This window comes from Fodinicurvata sp. EGI_FJ10296 (assembly GCF_040712075.1).
Lineage (GTDB): Bacteria > Pseudomonadota > Alphaproteobacteria > DSM-16000 > Inquilinaceae > JBFCVL01.
This window is the reverse complement of the sequence record NZ_JBFCVL010000005.1, coordinates 399,337-421,935: the sequence shown is the minus strand read 5'-3', so window position 1 is coordinate 421,935 and position 22,599 is coordinate 399,337. Positions and strand designations below refer to the sequence as shown.

Below are 22,599 nucleotides of genomic sequence, written 5' to 3'. Positions count from 1 at the left end.
AGCGGATAGCTGTTCTGATTTCATGACAGACCGGTTCTGGTGATCTTTCGCCGCACGCATCCGGCGCGAACTGCTTCGACCATTCGTGCCGCGGCATCCGAACCGGGAGGACCTGGGGTGCGCGGCGCCCGCAATAGTGCCGTCAGGCGGCTTGCGATCGTTTCGGAGATGAGTTCCGGTTCGTGCAGAACGGCGATGTTGTCATGCGCCGCGATGGCTTTCGCGTTGGCTTCCTGATGTCCATCGGCGACGTCGACGACCGGGACGGCAATGGTCGGCACACCACTGGCCACGGCGTCGGAGAGTGTGCCAGCACCGGCTGTGCACAAGACCGCATCGGCCCAGCACCATCGGTCCCAGATCGCGAGGTCGAAATCGAACACTGTCGCGTCGATGCCGAACCGCCGATAAGCAGCAGCGACCGTCTCCTTGTTGCCGAGACCGGATTGATGGACGACATCGACGACATTGGCGTTCCGGGCGAGATGGGCGATGGCGGCCGGCACCGCCTGGTTCAGCGTGTCGCTGCCCAGGGTTCCGCCGGTCACCAGCAGTCGCGGCCGCCGGTCGTGGCGGCACTCGTTCTCCGGTCTGGGGCAGTGCCCGCTGCGCCGGGGCAGGCCCAGAATCGACGCATTGCGCCAGCGGGCGTGGCTCGTCGCTTCGCGCATCGCGACGATCTTGAGCCGCGCGGCGCGGCTGAGCAGGGTATTCGTCCGGCCGGGGATGGCATTCGCCTCGAACACCGTCAGCGGTATGCCGAGACTGGCGGCGGCCATGCCGGCCCCAGCGGCGGCGTATCCGCCGAACGAGATCATCAGATCGACGCCTTTGTCCCGCAGGCTGGATCGTCCGGCGAGTCCCGCCCTGATGGCCGTGCCGTAGGCCTTCAATTTTCCCAGGCGGGTCGTGCCGAAAGCCGGGGCCGCCGGCAGAATCTCCAGCGGCATGCGAAGCTGGTCCATGAGCAATGTTTCGATCTCGCTGCCTGAGCCATAGAAATGCACGCGGTCTTCGGGGTAGGATCGTTGCCAGGCCTCCGCGACCGCAATCATTGGCATGACGTGCCCGGCCGTGTAACCACCGGCCAGACCGACAATCAACTGACGCATCAAATAAATTCCGGAACAAGCGAGAACTGGGAACGGTGAGCAGCGCACCATGGGCCAAACGCGACTTCGAGGGCAAGACTGTCGTACTGCTTGTGCCCGGTCCATTGGAGCAATCGCCGCGTATGGTCGCGCAGTGCCAAATGTTTGTGGCGGCCGGCGCCGAGGTCAGGGTTGTTGGCCACGGCGACGCCATTGCGTTCCCCTTTGCTCACCCGAAAGTCGCGGTCACGGCCATTGGCGGCGCCGGACGGGCCAGAACCGTCCGGTCTTCCCGGTCGGGACGGCTGATTGGCGCTGCCGGACGCTTCTGCGCCACGGCATGGCGCCTCGGCGGCGTTCTCCGGCGGGCGATGAACGGTGCGGATATGGTTCTGGCCGCCGTGCCGCCGGTCGTACCCGCCGTCGCCATGGCCGTCGCTATGGCGCGCCGTCGCGGTATTCCGGTGGCGATCGACTGGCACAATCTTTCCGCGTCAATGGCGGCACTGTCGGTCGGCCGCCGACATCTGGTGGTGCGCGGGCTATCGGCGGTGGAAAGCTGGATCGGCCGTCGGGCGACCCTTCAATTCGCTGTCACTGCTGCCATGGCCGATCACCTGCATGCGCGGTTCGACCGCGAAATTCTCGTGCTGCCGGATCGCCCGGCCCACCAGCCCACCGATCCTCCGCGCGAAGTGTCGGCGGTCGCCATCGACGATCTGATCCGCCAGCTGGGCGGTGAGGGACTTGACCCCGAGCGCCCCCCGGATCGCCGATGGCACCTCGCCGTCAGCCCGACCAGCTGGGGGCTGGACGAGGACATGGAGATGCTGATCGACGCGCTGGCCGAACTGGAAATGCAGGACGGCAACGGCCTCGCCGTCATCATCACCGGGAAAGGGCCTGGCCGAGCCGCCTTCGAGCGCCGGGTGTCAATGCTGCGGCGGCCAGGACTGCGCGTTGCCACCGGATGGCTGGCCGAGGACGACTATGAACGCATGCTGCACCTCGCTTCGGTCGGCATCTGCCTGCACACATCGTCATCGAAGCTGGATTTTCCGATGAAGATCGTGGATATGGAAGCGGCCGGCATGCCTGTGCTGGCGTTCGATTATGGGCCCGTCCTGCGTCAGGGTGTGGCCCATCTGGCGCGGGTCGGGCTGTTCTCCGACAGCGCAGGGCTGCGGCGACACCTGCGGGCGCTGCCGACGCTGCCGGGGGAACCGCCGCCCAAAATCCTTTCGCCTGAAAGCCCACGGGCCGAAACCTGGCCGGATGTTTGGGATCGCGTGGCACGGCCGGCACTTCTGCAGCATCTTGCCCAAAAGGGAAACTGATGAGCCGCGCATTGATCATCATCGGCGATCTGAGGGAAACCGGCGGAGGGCTGATGGTCGGGCTGTGGGCGGTACAGGCGCTGGCGGCCGACTTCGACGTCACTGTGCTGAGTTGGCGGCCGCGGCCGCTGGCCGATCTCGACCGCAACTATGGCACCCGGCTCGCAGAGATGCCGCAGATCGACGTCGTGACCGTCGCAAAGCCGCTCCTGATGCTGGCAGGCCTATTGCCGACGCGCGGCTCTTTGTTGAAATCGATGTTCCTGATGCGGGTTGCCCGGTCCTGGATCGCCGCGCACGAGCCCGCCATAGTGGTTTCGACCGCCAATGAAATGGATGTCGGCCGACCCATAATTCAGTACGTGCATTATCCGTGGATCGCATTGCCCCGGCCCGAGGCCGAATTGCGTTGGTATCATTCGGCCAGGGCAGTTGCACTCTATCGCCGGATGGCCATGCGCATCGGTCGCTTCGATCAGGGCCGGCAATCCGAGAACCTCAGTCTCGTCAACTCCGACTGGACAGGCGCCATATTCCGCCGGGCATACGGCCGGCGCCCGGTGACCCTCTATCCGCCGGTGCCGATTGAAACGACCGGACGCTCCTGGGAGGATCGCGAGGATGCGGTCGTGGTGGTCGGCCGCTTCTCGCCGGAAAAGCGGACCCTGGAAGCGATCGACATCGTGCGCCGGGTGCGTGAGGCCGGATACCCGCTTTCGCTGCATCTGTGCGGATTGCCGGCGAATGAGGCGTATCTGGAACGGGTCAAAGGGGCGGCTCATGCCGACTCCGACTGGGTTCATCTGCATGTCGGATCGACGCGCGAAGAACTCATAGGCTTGATTGGGCGGTGCCGGTATGCCCTGCATCTGATGATCGATGAGCATTTCGGGATAGCCGTCGCCGAGGGCATACGCATGGGCTGCCTGACAGTGGTCCATGCATCGGGCGGCCCGTGCGAGATCGTCGGCGATCCGCGGTTGACCTATGGGGATGACGATCAGGCAGTGGCGCGTCTGGCCGCTCTGGCGCAGGATCCGGACCTGCGCGACGAGGTGAGAGCACATTTGGCCGGGCGCGCAAGGCTGTTCAGCGCTGAGCGGTTCGCTTTGGAACTGCGCGGCCATTGCCGCCGCTGGGTGTCGGGACCTGCGTTGTCCGCCGCCGAGCGCTGAGGCAGCCGGCTCGGGGACGCTCGGGGGACCGCCGGCTCGGGGACGCTCGGGGGACCGTTTCCACCATCCCCAGTTCCCGCGCTCTACGCGGTCACGAAGTAACGCGCTGCTGGCGCGGGACCGGGCGCCGCAACGTCAACCGTGCGAAAAGCAAGCGGGGTTCACCCGGCCGGGGTAGCCAGAGACGCTATACGGTAGGCCGCTGTTCGAAACCGGCGGTCGCGGGTTCGGCTGTCGGGGCGACCGTTACGTCGACGACCCGAGCGAGCGGCGGGCCCTCGCGGCACTGCTCGATCATGGCATCGACGGCTTCACGTGGACCGGCAATGACCGCCTCGACCGATCCGTCAGAGCGGTTCCTCACCCAGCCGGACAGTCCAAGCCCCTCTGCGGTTTCCGTCGTCCAACCGCGGTACCAGACCCCCTGAACGCGACCGGTGATTACAAGATGCCGGGCGACATGTTCCATTCGGGCGCTCCAGGGCAAATTGGTGCAGCCAAACAGAAAGCGCCACACACCGGCGCTCTGGACGAACCATCGGTTGTGCGGCGCCAATTTCATTCAGAAAACCGCCCCGGAATCCGGACCATCGGATCCGGGAAACCCCGGAGGCTACTTGATCTTCGCTTCCTTGAATTCGACGTGCTTGCGCGCCACGGGGTCGAACTTCCGCAAGGTCAGCTTTTCCGTAATGTTGCGGGGGTTCTTCTTGGTGACGTAAAAATAACCGGTATCCGCTGTGCTGACGAGACGGATCTTGATCGTGTTCGATTTAGCCATGACTTCCCACTATCGTTTGCCGGTATCGGTTGTCCGATCCCGGAATTGCCGCGTCTGTCCGATCCTGCGACCGGACGACACCTATGATTTGAAACCGTCCTCGCGGCCCGCCACTTAAAGGGGCCCTTCGGATGCCTTTGTCGCGTGCGCGGAAAATACCGCGCTCGTCCACAGTGTCAAGCCATTCGAGCCAACGGCCCTATGGCGTGGCCGTATCGACGGTTTGGGTCGCGGCCCAACCTGTCTCGCGCACAACGCTCATCGTAGATGCCAGCGCTCGATCGTACATTTCCGTATCGAGCAACAGCAGCTTGGCCAGGTTCAGGTCGATCGACGCATCCTGGCTCTGCCAGGGGCACAAATTGCGCAGCCGATCCAATGCCTGACGATCGGTCGATGCTTCCAGCCGCCATGTCGCCAATCCGGCCGGAGCCGCCATTTCGCCGCGTCGGAACCGGTCCAGAACCTCGCCGGCATCAGGTGTCACACCAGCGGTGCATATCGTCGGCAGAACGCCCTGCTGATTAAGCGTATAGCCCAGCGGCGTGTAAATCTCGCTCCATGTCAGGAATAATTCTCCGTCATTGGGCAACCGGGTAACCGTCTGGACGCTGCCCTTACCGTACGAAGCCGCACCGATGACAACCGCACGGCCGCTGTCCTGGAGCGCCGCCGCCACGACTTCGGCGCCGGATGCGGACCGGCCATCGACCAGCACGACCATCGGCAGTCCGCTGAGTATGTCATGCGATTCGGCCGGATAGTATTGGAAGCTGTTGGGATGGCGGCCGCGCGTCTGGATGATCTCGCCACGGGGCAGGAACATGTCGGCGACGATGATCGACTGATCGAGCAGCCCGCCCGGATTGCCCCGCAGATCAAGGACAACCCCCTTGGCGGCTGGACCGAGGGTTCGCATGCCGTCCACTATCTCGTCGGCAAGCTGCGCCGCGGTAGCGGCGTTGAACCGGCTGACCGACAGCACGAGAATGTCCTGCTCAATCCGGGCTTCGATGACGTTTGGTATGACCCGCTCGCGGCGCAGGGTGTAGTCTCGTTCCCCACCCTGAGGAAGCGCCATCGTCACGCGAACCGCGGTATTGACGCGGCCACGCAGAGCATCGCCGAGATCGTTGATTTCAAGACCCGACACCGGCCGGCCGTCGACGGCGACGAAGCGTGATCCTGCGATCATCCCCGCGCGCTCTGCCGGACTGTCTGGAAATATTTCCTGAGCGACCGGATGTCCGTCGACATCGATATCAAGGACGACGCCGATGCCGCCATAGCCATCCCGGCGTGCCCGCTCGCTGCGCGCTTGTCCGGGATCGACATAGCGCGAATAGGGGTCGAGATCGTCGGTGATCGCGTTAAAGACGGCGCTGTAGATTTCGTCGGCCGAGGCGTCACGCAAGTCGATGGAGACGGACCGCAGGGCGTCGATGGCGCTGGTCGTCACCCGGGCCCAATCATGGGGAGATTCCGTCCGTGCCGTCTCGTAATCGCCGACCTCTTCGCCCGCGACCCGAACCCGGATCGAACCGTCCACCCGGTCGGCGGAAATGCGGTCATCGAGATCGGCAAGTCCTCGCAAACCGTCGAATGTCAGAACGCCGAGATCGACGTCCCGGACATAGATATCCCGGATCTGCTGGTACCCGACCTCGAACACGTCGCCGTAGACACGACCGTCCGCAGACGCCACTGCGGCAGAACCATAATCTCGGTCGGCGCGTTGCATGGACGCCGCCGACAGGCCGCTGCGGTCGGCAATCCCCATGCAACCGCTAAGAGCGAAAGCAGCGAGGAGGCCGGCGAATAGTCGATGCTTGGCCACGGTGCTCAACCCATCTGTAGGGGCGGTTCGCGTTGAACCATCCAATAATAAGTTTAGTATCTTAGCTGCAAAAGGTTAAGTGGTCTCGTAATTCGACGGGACCGAAAATCGACGGCCCGGGACGCGACCGGATGGCGAACCGCCCATGGCCGCCAGTTGCCGCCCGTGCACGTTATCGTGCCGAATCGCGGATTGGCCGCGCATTTGCCGCCTCACGCGGTTCACACTACGGTTTTCGACGTTTTCCGGGTTGCCGTTTCGTGCGACTCGCGCTGCGCTTGATCGGCCTTTTTGTCGCAGCCCGGCGGCCAGCGGGAGCATGGCGCGACGGGGTCGGCAGGACCCCCTCGAACGGGTCCGCCCCTTCCTTGGCATCCATCAGCGAAAAGAGCGTCGAACCCGTCATCGGGTCGGCCTCGACCAGCTTGACCTTCACCGAGGCACCCAAACGGAATATCAGTCCCCATCGTCGGCCGATCAAGGCGTGAGCGTGCTCATCATGATCGTAGTAGTCGTCAGGCAGAGTCGAAATCGGTACGAGCCCATCCGCGCCGGTATCCTGCAGCGAAACGAACAGGCCGAATCGGGTGACGCCGGATATGCGGCCGGCAAATTCGGTGCCGACCCGGTCGCCGAGATAGGCGGCGACAAAGCGATCCACGGCATCGCGTTCCGCTTGCGCAGCACGCCGTTCGGTGAGTGAAATGTGCTCGCCGATGGGTTCCAGACGCTCCAGTTCTGCGTCGGGCGCTCCGTCCGGGCCCAGGCCCAACGCCCGGATCAGACCCCGGTGGACGGTCAAATCGGCATAGCGGCGGATCGGCGACGTGAAATGGGCGTATTGGGGCAGGGCGAGGCCGAAATGGCCGATATTGTCGGGACTGTAATTGGCCTGCGCCTGACTGCGAAGGATCATCTGGTTGACGACATCGGCTTCGGGCCGGCCCGACGCCTGTGAAAGTATATGGGCAAAAGCCCCCGGCCGTTCAACCGGTCCCGCCTTGAGAGAATAGCCAAGAGGCTGCAGAAACTCGCGCAATGCCTCCAGACGTGTCTGGTCGGGACTGTCGTGTACCCGGAACAGGCACGGCACGCGCTTGCCGACCAGCGTCTCTGCCGCCGCGACGTTCGCCGCGATCATGAATTCCTCGATCAGCTTATGGCTGTCGAGACGCGCGCGCAGACCAATACCGGCAACGGTACCGGCGGCTGGTCCATCCTCGACAATGCTGACGACATGTTCGGGAAGGTCGAGATCGAGCGTTCCACGCGCATCACGCGCGGCGGCCAGCGCGCTGAATGCTCCGTAGAGCGGATCGATCACGCTTTCCCCCAGCGATGATGTCGTGTCGTCCGGCAGGCCGTTTCGGGCCGACTGGACCTGTTCGTAGGTCAGGCGGGCCTGAGATCGCATCAGCCCGCGCATGAAGCGATGGTCCAGCAATCTGCCGCTGGAAGCGATGCGCATGCGTACGGCGATGCAGGCACGGTCTTCGCCGGGTACCAGTGAGCAGACGCCGTTCGACAGCGCCTCCGGCAGCATCGGGACCACCCGGTTGGGGAAATAGCAGCTGTTGCCACGGTTGAACGCTTCGGTATCCAGTGGCGAACCGGCGGGAACATAGGCGGCGACGTCGGCGATTGCCACCGTGATGAGCCAACCGTCGGGATTGTCCGGCTTGTCGTCCGGACAGGCATGAACGGCATCATCGAAGTCGCGCGCGTCAGCACCGTCGATCGTCACCAGAGGCAGGGTCCGCAGGTCGGTCCGGCCCTCCAGCGGTGGAACGGCGCTATCCGAGGCCTGTCGGAGCGCGGCGTCGGGAAACGCCGTGGGAATCTCCGCCGATCGTATCGCGATCTCTGTTATTGCCGCCGGGTCATCGCGGTGGCCGAGCCGTTCGCGGACAATCGCCTGTCGCGGCCGACGACCTGGTTCCCGCCCCATGCCACCACTTGTCGGGATTTCGGCGACGACGATATCGCCGTCCTCGGCCCCCAATCGGTCGCGCTCGGATACGGCAAGATCGTCGGCCCGTCCGCGCGTCGCAGGTGATATCCGGCCACCCTCGCGCGAGGCGTGAAATATGCCGACCACGTCGCGCGATGCCTGTGAATCCGCCAGAATCCGGATCACACTGCCTTCGTAGAGGGGGGTCTCGTCGGTAGAGTCGCCATTTTCCGGGGGCGGTTCCAACTCGCGGATGCGTATCAGCGCCTTGTCGCCTTTGGAAAGCCGCGCGTGGCCGCGTCCGTCCGGCGACAGGAATATGCGCGGCGGAGGGCCTTCCTGGTTCCATGTCATCGGCCGGGCGATCAATTCCCCGTCGGCGTCAATTGATTCCACCAGAGCGACGAGGACCGGTGGCAGTTGCCCGGGTGTCGACAGCGCTTTGCCGCGGGTTCGGTCCAGCGATCCATCGCGCTCCATTTCCTTGAGCGTCGCCTTCAGCGTTCGCCGGTCGTCGCCCCGGATATTGAAGGCGCGTGCGATCTCACGCTTCGTTACCGGCTCGTTGCTTCGGGTGACGAAGTCGATGATCTGCTCGCGTGTCGGGAATCCGTTCCCGTCGGTTGTCAAAACGGTAATCCTAATCTGTCGGGAAGCCGAAAAGCGACCTGTGCCGTCCGTTCTCCCGGGAACTCTCGATGATGCTTAGCTCTCTTCGGTGTCGGCGCTGACCGCATCGCCACCAGCCTGGGCCGGACCCGGTTTCGCTGCCGTCTTTTTGGAGGTGGCGCTTTTGGTGCCGGCTGTCGAGGCCCCCGTTTTGCTGGCTGCGGTTTTTACGTTTCCCGCTTTCGCGCCAGCCGCTTTCTTTGCCGCAGGCTTCTTGGCGGCCCCCGTCTTGGTCGCCGCCGTCTTGGTCGCCGCCGTCTTGGTCGCCGCCGTCTTGGTCGCTGCCGTTCTGGTTCCGGCCTTTTTGGCCGTCCCCGTTTTCGCAGTCCCCGTTTTGGCTGCTTTCGACTTCGTTGCCTTGCCCTTGCCAGCCGATGCCCGTTTGGCCTCAATCAGGGTAACGGCGGAATCCATTGTCAGCTCATCGGGCTCAGTGCCTTTGGGCAGCGATGCCATGACCTTGCCATGCTTCACATAGGGCCCATAGCGGCCCTTGAAGATCCCGACGGGTTCGCCATCCTCGGGATGGGCGCCCAGTTCGCGCAACGGTTCGGCCTGCTTGCGGGGAGTCGCCTCGGACAGAAGCTGGACCGCGCGATTCATCCCGATGGTCAGGACATCTTCGTCAGCGGGAATCGATTTGTAGGTGCCTGCGTGACGGACATAAGGTCCGAAGCGGCCGATACCGGCCGAAATCGTCTTCTGATCTTCGGGATGGTTGCCGACGGTGCGCGGCAGGGCCAGCAGGGCCAGCGCGGTTTCCAGATCGACGGTCAGCGGCTCGTAGTTTTTCGGCAGCGACGCGCGCTTGGGCTTCTGATCTTCGGTTGCTTCGCCGAGTTGCAGATAAAAGCCGAACGGGCCCTTGCGAACCGTGACGTCGAGGCCCGATTCCGGGTCTGTACCGACATGACGCGGGAACGCCTCGCCCTCGGCGATCTTTTCGGCATCGACGACTTCCAGCGGCCGGGTGAATCTGCAATCGGGATAGTTGGAGCAGCCGATGAAGGCGCCCGTCCGCGCCAGTTTCAGACCGAGCCGACCGTCGGCACAGCTCGGGCAGCGGCGCGGATCCGCGCCATTCTCCTGTGGAGGGAAGAAATGGGGGCCGAGATCGCGATCCAGGGCATCGATGACGTCCGAGACTTTCAGGTCCTTGGTCTGTTCGATCGCCCGGTGAAATTCGACCCAGAATTCTCGTAGAACCGTTTTCCAGTCGATATGCCCGCCCGAGATATCGTCCAGACGCTCTTCCATGGACGCGGTGAAGTCATATTCCACATAGCGGTGGAAATAGCTCTGCAGGAAGGCGGTGACGATCCGGCCGCGATCTTCGGGATAGAAGCGCTTCTTCTCGATCCGCACATAATCGCGGTCCTGAAGCACCTGGATGATGCTGGCATAGGTCGACGGGCGGCCGATGCCAAGTTCCTCCAGCCGCTTCACCAGGCTTGCTTCGGTGTATCGGGGGGGCGGCTGGGTGAAATGCTGGTTCGGGTCGACGGCCTTGAGCGGCGCGTCCTGACCTTCGGCCATCGGCGGCAGGCGGCGCTCGTCGTTCTCTTTTTCGTCGTCGGCGGGGTCGTCGCGGTCTTCGGTGTAGACGCGCAGAAAGCCGTCGAATTTTACGATCGATCCGGTGGCACGGAGCGTCAATGACTTGTCGGCGGAGATCAGATCGACGGCCACCTGATCCAGGATGGCGCTTTCCATCTGGCAGGCGATCGTGCGCTTCCAGATGAGATCGTAGAGGCGTGCCTGGTCGGAATCGAGGAATCGCCGGACCTTGTCCGGGCTGCGCGCCGGATCCGTTGGCCGGATCGCCTCGTGCGCTTCCTGCGCATTTTTCGCCTTGGATTTATAGACCCGCGGGCTGGACGGGACGTAATTGTCGCCGAAACTCCTGGCGATGACGGACCGGGTCTGGGTGATGGCTTCCTGGGCCAACTGGATGCCGTCGGTCCGCATATAGGTGATCAGCCCGACCGTCTCGCCATCCAGGGAGATGCCCTCATACAGGCGCTGCGCTACGCGCATTGTCTGGCTGGCGGAGAATCCCAGTTTGCGGGATGCTTCCTGCTGCAGGGTCGAGGTCGTGAATGGTGGGTAGGGGTTGCGCTTGGCTTCCTTGCGCTCGACCTTGGCGATGCCGAAACTCTGGGCGCGCAGGCGTTCCGTCAGTTCGGTAGCCGTTTTCTCGTCCGGTATATCGAACCGGTCGAGCTTCTTGCCGTCGGCATGGGTCAATCGGGCGCCGAACGGCTGCCCCTCGACCGTAGTGTGGCGCGTTTCGATGCTCCAGTATTCGCGCGGCCGAAAGTCCTCGATCTCGGCTTCGCGCTCGCAGATCAGCCGCAGGGCGACTGACTGTACGCGGCCGGCCGACTTGGCGCCGGGCAGCTTGCGCCACAGCACCGGCGACAGCGTGAAGCCGACGAGGTAATCCAGTGCGCGCCGGGCCAGATAGGCTTCGACCAGCTCCTGGTTCACTTCGCGCGGATTTGCGATCGCCGCATTGACGGCGCTGGAGGTGATTTCGTTGAAGACGATCCGCTTGAACGATGTCTTGGCCAGGCCGCGCCGACTCCGCAGGACTTCCTGCACGTGCCACGAAATTGCTTCGCCTTCGCGATCCGGGTCAGTCGCGAGATAGACGATATCCGCGCCCTTCGCCGCTTCGGCGATTTCCGAGACGTGCTTCTTCGACCGATCGCCGAGTTCCCACTCCATGGCGAAGTCGTCGTCCGGTCGCACGGACCCGTCCTTCGGCGGCAGGTCCCGGACATGGCCATAGCTGGCCAGGACCTTGTACCCGCTGCCGAGGTACTTGTTGATCGTTTTGGCTTTCGCCGGGGATTCAACGATAACGAGATTTTCGCCCGACAATGATCAGCGCCCGTTTCTGTTGTGGACGACCCGGATCGTCATCGCTCTGGGGGATTCAGAAAACATCCGGTTCCTTTATCAACATAACCCGCGCACCGGCCAACAATTCCGCCCGGCCGGCCAGTTCCATCTCGGAAAGCACGGTGTGCACTTCGGCTGCAGAGAATTGACAGTCTCTGATCAGTTCGTCAACCGGCGTCGGGGACGGCGACAGCAACGACGCGACCGTCTTGCGGACATCGGCCAGAGCCGAAGGGTCGACGGCGCGGGCGAAAACGGCATCGTCCGATGGCGGCAGCAGGGCATCCACCGGGTCGCTCAACAGGTCGCGGGCATTGTCGTTCAGACCGTTCTCGGACATCGGTGCCAGCACCTCCAGTATGTCTGCGGCATTGCGGGCCAGAGTGGCGCCGTTGCGGATCAGATCGTTGGCGCCGTCACTGCGCGGATCGAGCGGAGAACCGGGCACGGCGAAAACCTCGCGGCCGATTTCCACGGCGTCTTTTGCAGTGATCAGTGAACCCGAGCGCGTTGCAGCTTCGACGACGACCGTGCCCACGGCCATGCCGGCGATGATCTTGTTCCGCCGGGGGAAATGGCGGCCCTGGGGCTTGAGTCCCACCGGCATTTCGGCAATGACGGCGCCCATGTCGATGATCTGGGCATGCAGTGCCTCGTTTTCCGGTGGATAGATTACGTCGGCACCGCCGGCGACGACGGCGGCCGTGCCACCGGTCAGGGCGCCGCGATGAGCGGCGGTGTCGATCCCCCGCGCCAGACCCGAAGCGACCAGATAGCCGGCATCGGAAAGCTCCCCCGCGAGGCGCCGGGCCTGGCTCAGCCCGTTCGACGAGGCATTGCGGGCGCCAACGATCGCAACCGTCGGCCGGCGAAGGACATGAGCGTTGCCAAGTATGGTGAGCATTCGCGGTGCGTTCGCAACCCGGCGCAGCATCGGCGGATAGTCTTGTTCCGGCATGGCGACGATCCGGCCGCCCAGACGTTCCACGGCGTCAAGTTCCCGCTCGGCGGCGGCTCTCGTGCAGGCGCCGGCATGTTTGAGCCCGGCATTGCGCGCGTGTTCCGGCAACTGTGCGACGGCTCGTTCGGCCGTGCCGAATTGCCGCAGCAAATGATCGAAGGTGATCGGCCCGACCCTGTCCGACCGCCAGAGGCGCAGCCACGCCAGTCGTTCGTTTCGCGGCAATGTACGCAGCTTCTGCGGATTGGCACTCATCGTCGGGTCTTCGCCTTGCGTCACAATGGGGGGCCGACCGGGCCGGCATTCGTGAGCATGGCGAATACCCGCAATACGGGCAATATTCAAGACGAAGATACGATCAGGACGGGAAATAGACGGGTAGCGTCACGTTTCGGAACCGGGACCGACTTTTGATTTCTGTCCGATGCGGCTCTCAGTGCCGCGCAGCAGGCGGACGATATTGCCGACGTGGCGGATCAGCACCAGCACGGCAATGACGATCGCCAGATCCCGAAGCTGCGGATCGGCGAGATAGGCGCCGTTCACCGGAATCCAGGACAGTATCCAGGCATAGATCGGCGCCAGCACCAGCGACACGATCGCCGCAAGCGACGAATAGCGCGTCGTCGCTGCGACCAGCAGCCAGGTGAGACAGGCAAGAGCGCCAACAGCCGGGACGATCGCCAGCAGCGTGCCCAGCGCCGTTGCCACGCCCTTGCCGCCGGCGAATCGGATCCACACCGGAAAGATGTGGCCGACCATGGCGCCGACGCCCGCGACGACTGCGATCTCCTGGCCGAACAGGAAGTCCGCCACCAGTACAGCGGCGGCCCCCTTGCCGGCATCGAGAATCAGCACCGCGGCTGCGAGCAGCCTGCTGCCCGTCACCCGCAGGACGTTGGTCGCTCCGATATTCCCGGAGCCCTCGCGGCGGATGTCGCTATGCCCGGCCAGCGACGTCAGGACGATGCCGAACGGGATGGAGCCTAAAAGGTAACCACCGGCGAGGGCGGCGGCCAGATAGGGCCAGGCGAAAGACCAGCTTATGGGGTCGATCAGGAACATAAGCCTTCCTCGTGCAGGATGCGGCCGTCGACGACGGTCATGATCGCCCGCCCCATGACGGGGCGGCCGTCGAACAGGGTATTGCGCGATTTCGATTTCAGCCGGTCAGCCTCGATCTTCCACGGAGAATCGGGGTCGAAGACCGTGATATCGGCCGGCGTGCCGGGCGAAAGATTTCCGGTCGGCAGGCCCAGAATTGCCGCTGGATCGGTCGAAAGTCGGCGCACGATGGCCGGAAGCGGCATGTCGTTCTGGTGATGAAGTTGCAGCGTGATCGCCAGCAGCGTTTCCAGCCCGATCATGCCGGGGGCGGCATGGGCGAAGGGCAGCCGTTTTGCGTCCTCGTCCTGGGGCTGATGGTCGGATGCCACCGCATCGATGGTGCCGTCGGCTACCCCTTCGGCGATCGCGATCCGGTCCTCGAACCGCCTGAGCGGCGGGGACAGGCGGGCAAAGGTCTTGTAGTCGCCGACATCGACTTCTGTCAGTGCGAAATAGGGTGGGGCGGTATCGCAGGTCACGGGCAGGCCGCGCGCCTTGGCCGCAGCGATCACGCGCACCGACTCTGCCGTGGAGATATGGGCGGCATGGTATCGCGCGCCGGTCATCTCGACCAGCCGCAGGTCGCGTTCGATCATCATCACCTCGGCCTGGGGCGCGATCCCGGAAAGGCCGAGGCGGGTCGCGATCTCGCCGGCGTTCATCACGCCGGATGGCGACAGCCGCGGTTCCTCGGGATGCTGCACGATCAAGGCGCCAAATCCCTTGGCATACGCCAGCGCACGGCGCATGACCAACGGGTCGGCCACCGCCCGGGTTCCGTCGGTGAAGGCGACGGCGCCGGCTTCGCGCAGCAGGCCGATCTCGGTCAGGTCGCGGCCTTCCGCTCCCCGTGTTACGGTCGCATAGGGAAAGACCTTTACGCCCTTGTTCTCGCGCGCGCGGCGGGCGATGAACTCGATCGCCGGCGCGTCGTCGAGCGGCGGGATCGTGTTCGGCAGGCACGCGATTGCCGTGATGCCGCCGGCCAGTGCTGCCCGGCTGGCGGTCGCCAGCGTTTCCTTGTGCTCGTGCCCCGGCTCGCCCAGTGCCGCGCGCATATCCACCAGACCCGGCGCGATCACGGCGCCGCCGACATCGATCACCCGCGCCTCGGCCGGGATGGTGTCGGTGCGTATATCCGGTCCGGCCGCCACGATCCGCCTGCCGGCGCTCAGTACGCCGCCGGGCGCATCGATCTGGGCTGCCGGATCTATTACCCGCCCGTTGACGAGCGCGACAGGTGCTTCGGCGCCGTTGGTTCGGTTGGCGCTCATCGATTTTCCTCCACCGGGCCCTGTTCCGGCCCACCGGGGCTGATGTTTCGTCCGTTCAGCAGCAACTCAAGGCATGCCATGCGGACGGCGACGCCCAATTCAACCTGGTCGAGAATCGCCGACCGGCTGATGTCGTCGGCGACGGCACTGTCGATCTCCACGCCCCGGTTCATCGGGCCGGGGTGCAGAATCAGCGCGTCGGGCTTTGCCGCTGCCAGCTTCTCGTAGGTCAGACCGAAAAAGTGGAAATACTCGCGTGTCGAGGGCACGTAGGACCCCTGCATGCGCTCCTGCTGAAGACGCAGCATCATGACGATGTCCGCCCCGGCCAGGCCGGCGGTCATATCGGTGAAGACCTCCACCCCCAGCCGGTCGAGCGCGCCGGGCAACAGCGTCGGCGGCGCCACCGCACGCACCCGGGCGCCCATGATCGTCAGCAAGTGGATGTTCGACCGCGCGACCCTGCTGTGCAGAATATCGCCGCAGATCGTGACGGTCAGCCCGTCCAGACGCCCCTTGCGCCGGCGGATGGTCAGCGCGTCAAGCAGCGCCTGGGTCGGATGCTCGTGACTGCCGTCGCCGCCGTTGATCACGCTCGCGGCGACCTTGCGGGCCAGCAGCTTCACCGAGCCGCTGTCGGGGTGGCGCACCACCAGGGCATCGGGATGCATCGCGTTCAGCGTCATCGCCGTATCGATCAGGGTCTCGCCCTTTTTGATCGAACTGACGGCAACATCCATGTTCACGACCTCGGCCCCCAGCCTTTTGGCGGCCAATTCGAACGATGTCCGGGTGCGGGTGGAGTTTTCGAAGAACAGATTGATGACCGTCTGACCGGCAAGCCGGCTGCGGCGGCTTTCGCGAGCGCGAATCGCGTCGACATGACCGTCGGCAGTGTCGAGGATCAGCGAGATCTCGCCGGCGCTCAGATCCTCGATCGCCAGAAGATGAGGCTGCGCCAGTGACGTCGCGGTCTGAAAGGGCGGTCCCATCGCATCATCCCATTGGTGGTGCGGGCCTGGTCGGCCCGGCCCGGCAATTTGCGGCGGGTGGTATCACAGGACCAGTACCATCCAGAAGGGTATCGTGATCGCCGCGAACATGGTTGTTGCCGTGATCGTTCCCGCCAGCATCGGGGCGTCTCCACCCATCTGACGGGCCAGCACATAGGCGGATGCCGCCACTGGCAGACCATTGTAAAGCACGGCGACCTGCAATTGCAGGGGCGTGATCCCGATCGCCAATCCGCAGGCCAGGGTGAGGGCCGGTGCAGCGACCAGTTTCAGCAGGGTCGAGGCGCCGACACGAGCACCGGCCCGGCCCACGGCGCGGGGGTCGAGCCCGGCGCCGACCGCCAGCAGCCCCAGCGGCAGCGCCGGCTGGCCGAGAATGCCGATGAAGGCGCCAGTCGCCTCGGCTATCGGGTGGCCCTCGAACGAAACGCCGCCCAGTTTCAGGATCAATCCGCCGGCCACGGCCAGTATGATCGGGTTTGTCACCAGACCACGCAGTACACCGCCGCGCCGGGCAGGGGAACTGCCGAATCGCTCCAGCACCCAGACGGCAATGATATTGACCGTCGGCACGACGATGGCGATGCCGATGGCGATCAGCGACAGGCCGTCCGGACCAAACAGTGCCGTCGCCGCTGCAAGACCGACATAGGTATTCGGGCGAATCGCCGATTGCAGCACAGACGTGAATGCCGGGCCGTCCAGGCCGCGCAGCATCGGCCGCAGTGCCAAAAGCCCTGCCGATAGGATCAGAATGGGCAGGGACATGGCAAAGGCCATGCCGATCAGATCGGCCAGCACGATGTTGCTGCGCACCAGCGTGCCCATCAGCAGCGCCGGAAAGAACACCCAGTAGGTGACAGTTTCCGCCGCCGGCCAAAAGGTATCGGTCACCAGGCCGGACCGCCTGATGCCATAGCCCAGCGCAATCAGCAGAAAGATCGGCGTCAGGGCGACGAGTGCCGCGGTGAGGGTCGCCGTCATTCGGGGGTGTCGTTACCGGCTGGAGCCGCCCGCATGGCGTCGAGCGCACCCTGCAGGATATAGGTCGCCGCGGCGGTATCGATATGCTTCGCCCGCTTGGCGCGGGTGCGGTCGGCGGCGATCATGGCGCGTTCGACCGCCATCGTCGACCAGCGTTCGTCCCAGAGCGCGACGGGCAGATCGCGCCGCAGCGTCAACTCGTGGATGAACGAACGTGTGGCGTCGCAGCGCGGCCCCTCCGTTCCGTCCAGGTTGACAGGCAACCCGACAACGAGCGCGGCAACCGACCGTTCGTCCATTTCCTTGAACAGGGCCGCGACGTCGACGCCGAATTTGCGCCTGCGGATCGTGCCGACGGATGTCGACAGCATCAGGCCGCTGTCGGACACGGCCATGCCGATGGTGCGCTCGCCCAGATCCAGGGCCATGATACGGCCGCCAGGGGGGAGAAGCGGGGGGATGTCCTCAATCTTGCGAAGCGGCATGCCGGGTGCTACCTTCCGCGCCATTTTCCGAGCCAATACGACCCGCAGTCATTGGTATGCTGTCGCCGAGCAGGTTGCCGGGGCGGTTTCGGCCGGGCTCGGCGGTCGCGATCGGCGCCGTGACGATCGTGGACGGCCTACTATGAAGACGGGCTTCTTTTACATGCAGCGGACGGAGAGACGTACATCATGTCGCTGGACAAGGCCACAGTCGCGCGCATCGCGCATCTGGCCCGGATCCGCCTCCCGGAGGAGGAACTGGAGCCGATGGCCAAGGAACTGTCGCGGATGCTCGATTTCGTCGAGCAACTGAACGAAGTGAACACCGACGGGGTGGAGCCGATGACATCCGTCGCCCCGCACACGCTCAGACAGCGCGACGACGTGGTCACCGACGGCGGCATCCAGGACAAGGTGCTGGCCAATGCGCCGGAAAAAGTCGGCGGCTTCTTCGCGGTTCCCAAGGTGGTGGAATAATGAGTGAACTCGTCCGACTGTCGATCGCCGAGGCGCGCGACGCGCTTGCGGCCGGCGACACCACGTCCGTGGCCCTGACCGAGGCCTATCTGGCCGCGATCGAGGCCGGCCGCGCCCATAATGCCTTTGTCACCGAAACGCCGGACCGGGCGCTGGATATGGCCCGCGCCTCCGACGCCCGCCGCAAGACCGGCGAGGCGGGACCGCTTGAGGGCATTCCGTTGGGGATCAAGGATCTGTTCTGCACCGAGGGCGTGCAGACAACGGCCGGTTCCCACATCCTCGAAGGGTTCGTGCCGCAGTATGAAAGCAGCGTGTCGGCCAATCTCTGGCGTGACGGCGCGGTCATGCTGGGCAAGCTGAACCTTGACGAGTTCGCCATGGGATCGGCGAACATCACCAGCCATTTCGGCCCGGTGGCCAACCCATGGAAGCGCGCTGACGACCCGGACAAGGTCATGGTGCCGGGCGGGTCGTCAGGCGGTTCGGCGGCGGCTGTCGCGGCCGGGCTGGTGGCTGGCGCCACGGGCACCGACACCGGCGGCTCGATCCGCCAGCCAGCCAGCTTCTGCGGCATCGTCGGCATGAAGCCGACTTATGGCCGCTGCTCGCGGTGGGGCATCGTGGCGTTCGCGTCGTCGCTGGATCAGGCCGGGCCGATGACCCGCACGGTGCGGGATTCGGCCATCATGCTGAATTCCATGTGCGGCTTCGATCCCAGGGATTCCACGTCCGTCGACATGGCCGTTCCGGATTTCGAATCGGTGCTGACCGGCGATATTCGCGGCATGAAGATCGGTATCCCGCGCGAATACCGCGTCGAGGGCATGCCGGAGGACATCGACCGGCTGTGGCGCCAGGGCATCGAGTGGCTGCACGAGGCCGGGGCCGAAACGGTCGATGTCAGTCTGCCCCATACGAAATACGCGCTGCCGACCTACTACATTGTCGCGCCCGCCGAGGCCTCGTCCAATCTCGCCCGGTATGACGGCGTTCGCTATGGCCAGCGCGTTCCCGGCGGCAGCCTGCTGGAAATGTACGAGAACACCCGCGAAGCCGGCTTCGGGCGCGAGGTCAAGCGCCGCGTCATGATCGGGACCTATGTGCTCTCTGCCGGGTATTACGATGCCTATTACCTCAAGGCACAGAAGCTCCGCACGCTGATCTCCCAAGATTTTGCCCAGGCGTTCGAGAAATGCGACGTGCTGCTGACGCCGACGGCGCCGTCGACGGCCTTCGCTCAGGGCGAGAAGCAGGATGATCCGGTGGCCATGTATCTGAACGACGTGTTCACGGTCCCGGCCTCGCTCGCCGGTCTGCCGGGCATTTCGGTGCCGGCCGGATTGGGCTCGGACGGATTGCCGCTCGGCCTGCAACTGATCGGAAAGCCGTTCGACGAACAGACGGTGCTGACGGCCGGCGGCGTGCTGGAATCCGCCGCGGGCTTCCGTTCCTTTCTGGCCGCGTGAGAGCCTGGCTGCATAAGAGATCCCGGTGCTTCCGGTCGCGGCCAGATTGCGGCTGCCCGGACCCGGCGAGAAGTGATGGGAATTTGACGTCATGACGACACAGGCAGTGATCGAAGGCAGAACCGGCTCCTGGGAAATGGTGATCGGGCTCGAAGTTCACGCACAGGTGATCTCGGAGTCCAAGCTGTTCTCCGGGGCATCGACCCGTTTCGGGGCGGAGCCGAACACACAGGTAAGCCTCGTCGATGCGGCGATGCCCGGCATGCTGCCGGTGATCAACCGGTATTGCGTCGAGCAGGCAGTGAAGACGGGGCTGGGCCTGAACGCCAAGATCAATCGCCGGTCGGTGTTCGACCGGAAGAACTATTTCTATGCCGATCTGCCTCAGGGCTATCAGATCAGCCAGTATTCGCAGCCGATCGTGGGCGAGGGGACGATCATCCTCGACATGCCCGACGGTTCAACGCGCGAGGTGGGCATTACCAGGCTGCATCTGGAGCAGGACGCCGGCAAATCGCTGCACGATCAGGATCCCAAGCGCAGTTTCATCGACCTCAACCGTACCGGCGTCGCTCTGATGGAGGTCGTCAGCGAGCCGGATTTGCGCGGACCGGAAGATGCGGCTGCGTATTTGCGCAAACTGCGGTCGATCCTGCGCTATCTCGGCACTTGCGACGGCAACATGGAAGAAGGCTCCATGCGCTGCGACGTCAATGTGTCTGTGCGGCCGCTGGGGACGACGGAATTCGGCACGCGGGCAGAGGTCAAGAACGTCAACTCCATTCGCGCCGTTCAGTTGGCGATCGAATTCGAAGCCGCCCGACAGGTGGAGATCCTTGAAGACGGTGGCAGCATCGTTCAGGAAACCCGGCTTTGGGATCCGGGCAAGGGTGCCACCCGGTCGATGCGCGGCAAGGAAGAAGCCCACGACTATCGCTATTTTCCCGACCCCGACCTGCTGCCGCTCGATCTCGAGGTCGATTTTATCGAGACCATCCGCGCGACATTGCCGGAGTTGCCCGACCCCAAGAAACTGCGCTTTATCGAGAACTATGGTCTGTCGGTCTATGACGCTGGCGTGCTGGTCGCCGAGGCCTCGCGCGCTGATTTCTACGAGCGTGTGGCCGAGGGGCGGGACCCCAAGCAGGCGGCGAACTGGCTGATCACCGAATTGCTGGGCGCGCTGAACAAGGGTGGCCACGACATTCAGGACAGCCCGATCAGCGCCGATCAACTTGGTGGCCTGCTCGACCTGATGGCCGACGACACGATTTCGGGCCGGATCGCCAAGGATGTCTTCGCCGAGATGCTCGAAACCGGCAAGGACGCCGGCACGATCGTCGAGGAAAAAGGCCTGAAACAGGTGACCGATACCGGGGCCATCGAATCGGTGGTGGACGAGGTGCTCGCCAACAACGCCGACAAGGTCGAGCAATATCGTGGCGGCAAGGACAAGCTGTTCGGCTTCTTCGTCGGTCAGGTGATGAAGGCGAGCCAAGGCAAGGCAAATCCGGCGATGGTCAATGACATCCTCAAGAAGAAACTCTGATCTGCGGCCGGCGACGCTGGCGGCCCAGGCCGGTGGCGGCCACGATCCCCAGACCGGGGCGGTGGTGCCGCCGATGCATGCCAGCACGACCTATGCCCGCGATGCCGATTACGCGCTGATCGGGGCAGGACGGGTTTATAGCCGGCCTGATAACCCGACCTATGACGCGGTGGAAGCGCTGATGACCGGTCTGGAGGGTGGGGCCGCAAGCCTCGCCTTTGCGTCGGGCCTTGCGGCGATTTCCGCCGTAATTCAGGCGATTGCCGGACCCGACGACTCCGGCCAGAATGGCCATGTCGTGATCGGCCGCGACCTTTACTATGGCACGGCGGCGCTGCTTGAGACGTTCAAGGACGCATTCGGGCTGACCGTCGATCGGGTCGATACGACCGATCCGGCGGCGGTTCGCGCCGCCATGAAGCCGGGACGCACCCGGCTGGTGATCGTCGAGCCGATCGCCAACCCGACCTGGGCCGTAACCGATATCGCCGCGATCGCGGACATTGCGCACGAGATCGGGGCGGCGCTGGCGGTGGACAACACCGTGCTGACACCGATTCTGTTCCGGCCGCTGGAGTCGGGCGCCGATCTGGTGATCCATTCGGCAACCAAATACCTCAACGGCCATTCGGACGTGGTGGCCGGCGTGGTGACGACGGGCGCACGGAACCCACTCTGGCAGAGGATTGAAGCCGCACGCCGCCTTTCCGGCGCGGTGCTGGGACCGTTCGAGGCCTGGCTGCTGCTGCGTGGCATGCGCACGCTGTCGCTCAGGGTGCGTGAACAGACCCGCGCGGCGGAAGCAATCGCCCGGCGCTTCGACGGCGACCCACGGGTCGCGCAGGTGCTCTACCCGACGCTGGCTGAAGGCGTGCAGCGAGACATCGCACAGCGCCAGTTCTCGCAGGGCAGCGGCGGCATGCTGTCGCTGCGGGTCGCACCCGCGCCCGGCCGGTCTGCACTGAAGACGGCACTGGCGACCATCGGCGCCACACAGGTGTTCGTGCGGGCGACATCGCTCGGCGGCGTGGAGAGCCTGATCGAGCATCGGTGGACCGTCGAGGGCGGGACGACCGGGGTGCCGGACGACCTGTTGCGCGTGTCGGTGGGGATCGAGGATATCGACGATCTGATCGCTGACCTGGACCAGGCCCTCGCCGTCGCGCACGCTCGCTTTCCCAATTGACGCGACCAATCGGCGGCACGAAATTCACGGTATCTGCCAAAAAGTAGTCAGGGCGATTGACAACCGCCCATCGCGGTTTGTAGAACCGCTGCGGTTCCATCGGGGGGCCGGCCGCTAACCGGCCGCACTCACCCCCCCCACGATGACCGCGACGGAGAGTTGGCCGAGTGGCTGAAGGCGCCTCCCTGCTAAGGAGGTATACCTCTAAAGGGTATCGAGGGTTCGAATCCCTCACTCTCCGCCACCCCCGGGTGTAGTGTCGTCCGATAGCTTCCAGAAATCCCCAGAAATCAACGACTTAGCCAACCCTGTTGTCCAACGCTGTCCGACGTGATGCAATCAGAAG

General features: G+C 64.5%; 18 protein-coding genes and 1 tRNA gene. 7 read left to right on the top strand and 12 right to left on the bottom strand.

The window, feature by feature from the left end; translation table 11 throughout:
- Nucleotides 1-20 precede the first annotated feature (20 nt).
- Nucleotides 21-1,112, bottom strand: a complete 1,092-nt coding sequence (locus ABZ728_RS13380; RefSeq protein ID WP_366656669.1) for a glycosyltransferase — start codon at nucleotides 1,110-1,112, stop codon at nucleotides 21-23.
- A gap of 35 nt (nucleotides 1,113-1,147) precedes the next feature.
- On the opposite strand from ABZ728_RS13380, the gene ABZ728_RS13375 reads away from it, so the two are divergent.
- Nucleotides 1,148-2,428, top strand: coding sequence for a glycosyltransferase (locus tag ABZ728_RS13375; RefSeq protein ID WP_366656668.1), 1,281 nt, complete (start codon nucleotides 1,148-1,150; stop codon nucleotides 2,426-2,428).
- Entirely contained in the window at nucleotides 2,428-3,603 is a 1,176-nt protein-coding gene (locus ABZ728_RS13370) for a glycosyltransferase (protein ID WP_366656667.1), read from the top strand. Before ABZ728_RS13375 ends, ABZ728_RS13370 begins: the two co-directional genes overlap by 1 nt.
- Nucleotides 3,604-3,790: 187 nt before the next feature.
- Here the strand turns inward: ABZ728_RS13370 and ABZ728_RS13365 are convergent, their stop codons facing one another.
- The 11 genes from ABZ728_RS13365 to ruvX all read right to left on the bottom strand — a co-directional run bounded on the left by ABZ728_RS13365 (nucleotide 3,791) and on the right by ruvX (nucleotide 17,572).
- The gene (locus ABZ728_RS13365) at nucleotides 3,791-4,072 is read right to left on the bottom strand and encodes an acylphosphatase (RefSeq protein WP_366656770.1); all 282 of its coding nucleotides are present in this window, start codon (nucleotides 4,070-4,072) and stop codon (nucleotides 3,791-3,793) included.
- A 144-nt stretch (nucleotides 4,073-4,216) separates the two neighbouring features.
- Nucleotides 4,217-4,384 (bottom strand): 50S ribosomal protein L33, encoded by a 168-nt coding sequence (gene rpmG, locus ABZ728_RS13360; RefSeq protein ID WP_366656666.1) that lies wholly within the window; start codon nucleotides 4,382-4,384, stop codon nucleotides 4,217-4,219.
- A gap of 199 nt (nucleotides 4,385-4,583) precedes the next feature.
- Nucleotides 4,584-6,221, bottom strand: a complete 1,638-nt coding sequence (locus tag ABZ728_RS13355; RefSeq protein WP_366656665.1) for a S41 family peptidase — start codon at nucleotides 6,219-6,221, stop codon at nucleotides 4,584-4,586.
- 226 nt (nucleotides 6,222-6,447) lie between these two features.
- Nucleotides 6,448-8,802 (bottom strand): ribonuclease R, encoded by a 2,355-nt coding sequence (gene rnr, locus ABZ728_RS13350; protein WP_366656664.1) that lies wholly within the window; start codon nucleotides 8,800-8,802, stop codon nucleotides 6,448-6,450.
- Between the two features lie 75 nt (nucleotides 8,803-8,877).
- Nucleotides 8,878-11,727 carry a type I DNA topoisomerase gene (gene topA / locus ABZ728_RS13345; RefSeq protein WP_366656663.1) on the bottom strand — a complete coding sequence of 950 codons (2,850 nt, stop codon included), beginning with the start codon at nucleotides 11,725-11,727 and terminating at the stop codon, nucleotides 8,878-8,880.
- A gap of 55 nt (nucleotides 11,728-11,782) precedes the next feature.
- Nucleotides 11,783-12,964: a DNA-processing protein DprA gene (gene dprA, locus ABZ728_RS13340; RefSeq protein WP_366656662.1), complete on the bottom strand. Its 1,182-nt coding sequence runs from the start codon at nucleotides 12,962-12,964 to the stop codon at nucleotides 11,783-11,785.
- A 129-nt stretch (nucleotides 12,965-13,093) separates the two neighbouring features.
- Nucleotides 13,094-13,774 (bottom strand): glycerol-3-phosphate 1-O-acyltransferase PlsY, encoded by a 681-nt coding sequence (gene plsY, locus ABZ728_RS13335; RefSeq protein ID WP_366656661.1) that lies wholly within the window; start codon nucleotides 13,772-13,774, stop codon nucleotides 13,094-13,096.
- Complete coding sequence (pyrC, locus tag ABZ728_RS13330) at nucleotides 13,765-15,090, bottom strand: dihydroorotase (RefSeq protein WP_366656660.1); 1,326 nt, start codon at nucleotides 15,088-15,090, stop codon at nucleotides 13,765-13,767. The genes plsY and pyrC overlap by 10 nt, the downstream gene beginning before the upstream one ends.
- Nucleotides 15,087-16,082 carry an aspartate carbamoyltransferase catalytic subunit gene (locus tag ABZ728_RS13325; RefSeq protein WP_366656659.1) on the bottom strand — a complete coding sequence of 332 codons (996 nt, stop codon included), beginning with the start codon at nucleotides 16,080-16,082 and terminating at the stop codon, nucleotides 15,087-15,089. Before ABZ728_RS13325 ends, pyrC begins: the two co-directional genes overlap by 4 nt.
- 63 nt (nucleotides 16,083-16,145) lie before the next feature.
- The gene (locus ABZ728_RS13320) at nucleotides 16,146-17,087 is read right to left on the bottom strand and encodes an AEC family transporter (protein ID WP_366656658.1); all 942 of its coding nucleotides are present in this window, start codon (nucleotides 17,085-17,087) and stop codon (nucleotides 16,146-16,148) included.
- Nucleotides 17,084-17,572, bottom strand: a complete 489-nt coding sequence (gene ruvX, locus ABZ728_RS13315; RefSeq protein ID WP_366656656.1) for a Holliday junction resolvase RuvX — start codon at nucleotides 17,570-17,572, stop codon at nucleotides 17,084-17,086. Before ruvX ends, ABZ728_RS13320 begins: the two co-directional genes overlap by 4 nt.
- 189 nt (nucleotides 17,573-17,761) lie before the next feature.
- Here ruvX and gatC point away from each other — a divergent pair, with 189 nt between their 5' ends.
- From gatC to ABZ728_RS13290, 5 genes are all read left to right on the top strand, one after another.
- Complete coding sequence (gatC, locus tag ABZ728_RS13310) at nucleotides 17,762-18,049, top strand: Asp-tRNA(Asn)/Glu-tRNA(Gln) amidotransferase subunit GatC (protein WP_366656655.1); 288 nt, start codon at nucleotides 17,762-17,764, stop codon at nucleotides 18,047-18,049.
- A complete protein-coding gene (gene gatA, locus ABZ728_RS13305) occupies nucleotides 18,049-19,518 on the top strand; it encodes an Asp-tRNA(Asn)/Glu-tRNA(Gln) amidotransferase subunit GatA (protein ID WP_366656654.1) in 1,470 nt (489 codons plus the stop codon). Before gatC ends, gatA begins: the two co-directional genes overlap by 1 nt.
- 91 nt (nucleotides 19,519-19,609) lie before the next feature.
- A complete protein-coding gene (gatB, locus tag ABZ728_RS13300) occupies nucleotides 19,610-21,067 on the top strand; it encodes an Asp-tRNA(Asn)/Glu-tRNA(Gln) amidotransferase subunit GatB (RefSeq protein ID WP_366656653.1) in 1,458 nt (485 codons plus the stop codon).
- Nucleotides 21,042-22,253 (top strand): PLP-dependent aspartate aminotransferase family protein, encoded by a 1,212-nt coding sequence (locus ABZ728_RS13295; protein ID WP_366656652.1) that lies wholly within the window; start codon nucleotides 21,042-21,044, stop codon nucleotides 22,251-22,253. The genes gatB and ABZ728_RS13295 overlap by 26 nt, the downstream gene beginning before the upstream one ends.
- 153 nt (nucleotides 22,254-22,406) lie before the next feature.
- Nucleotides 22,407-22,497 (top strand) — tRNA-Ser (locus tag ABZ728_RS13290).
- Nucleotides 22,498-22,599: the final 102 nt, after the last annotated feature.

What these genes read in the sequence shown, in the direction of transcription:
- ABZ728_RS13380 (WP_366656669.1), bottom strand. Translation starts at nt 1,112, where the DNA reads ATGCGTCAGTTGATTGTCGGTCTGGCCGGTGGTTACACGGCCGGGCAC.
- ABZ728_RS13370 (WP_366656667.1), top strand. Translation starts at nt 2,428, where the DNA reads ATGAGCCGCGCATTGATCATCATCGGCGATCTGAGGGAAACCGGCGGA.
- ABZ728_RS13365 (WP_366656770.1), bottom strand. Translation starts at nt 4,072, where the DNA reads ATGGAACATGTCGCCCGGCATCTTGTAATCACCGGTCGCGTTCAGGGG.
- rpmG (WP_366656666.1), bottom strand. Translation starts at nt 4,384, where the DNA reads ATGGCTAAATCGAACACGATCAAGATCCGTCTCGTCAGCACAGCGGAT.
- dprA (WP_366656662.1), bottom strand. Translation starts at nt 12,964, where the DNA reads ATGAGTGCCAATCCGCAGAAGCTGCGTACATTGCCGCGAAACGAACGA.
- plsY (WP_366656661.1), bottom strand. Translation starts at nt 13,774, where the DNA reads ATGTTCCTGATCGACCCCATAAGCTGGTCTTTCGCCTGGCCCTATCTG.
- pyrC (WP_366656660.1), bottom strand. Translation starts at nt 15,090, where the DNA reads ATGAGCGCCAACCGAACCAACGGCGCCGAAGCACCTGTCGCGCTCGTC.
- ABZ728_RS13325 (WP_366656659.1), bottom strand. Translation starts at nt 16,082, where the DNA reads ATGGGACCGCCCTTTCAGACCGCGACGTCACTGGCGCAGCCTCATCTT.
- ABZ728_RS13320 (WP_366656658.1), bottom strand. Translation starts at nt 17,087, where the DNA reads ATGACGGCGACCCTCACCGCGGCACTCGTCGCCCTGACGCCGATCTTT.
- ruvX (WP_366656656.1), bottom strand. Translation starts at nt 17,572, where the DNA reads ATGCCGCTTCGCAAGATTGAGGACATCCCCCCGCTTCTCCCCCCTGGC.
- gatC (WP_366656655.1), top strand. Translation starts at nt 17,762, where the DNA reads ATGTCGCTGGACAAGGCCACAGTCGCGCGCATCGCGCATCTGGCCCGG.
- gatA (WP_366656654.1), top strand. Translation starts at nt 18,049, where the DNA reads ATGAGTGAACTCGTCCGACTGTCGATCGCCGAGGCGCGCGACGCGCTT.
- gatB (WP_366656653.1), top strand. Translation starts at nt 19,610, where the DNA reads ATGACGACACAGGCAGTGATCGAAGGCAGAACCGGCTCCTGGGAAATG.
- ABZ728_RS13295 (WP_366656652.1), top strand. Translation starts at nt 21,042, where the DNA reads ATGACATCCTCAAGAAGAAACTCTGATCTGCGGCCGGCGACGCTGGCG.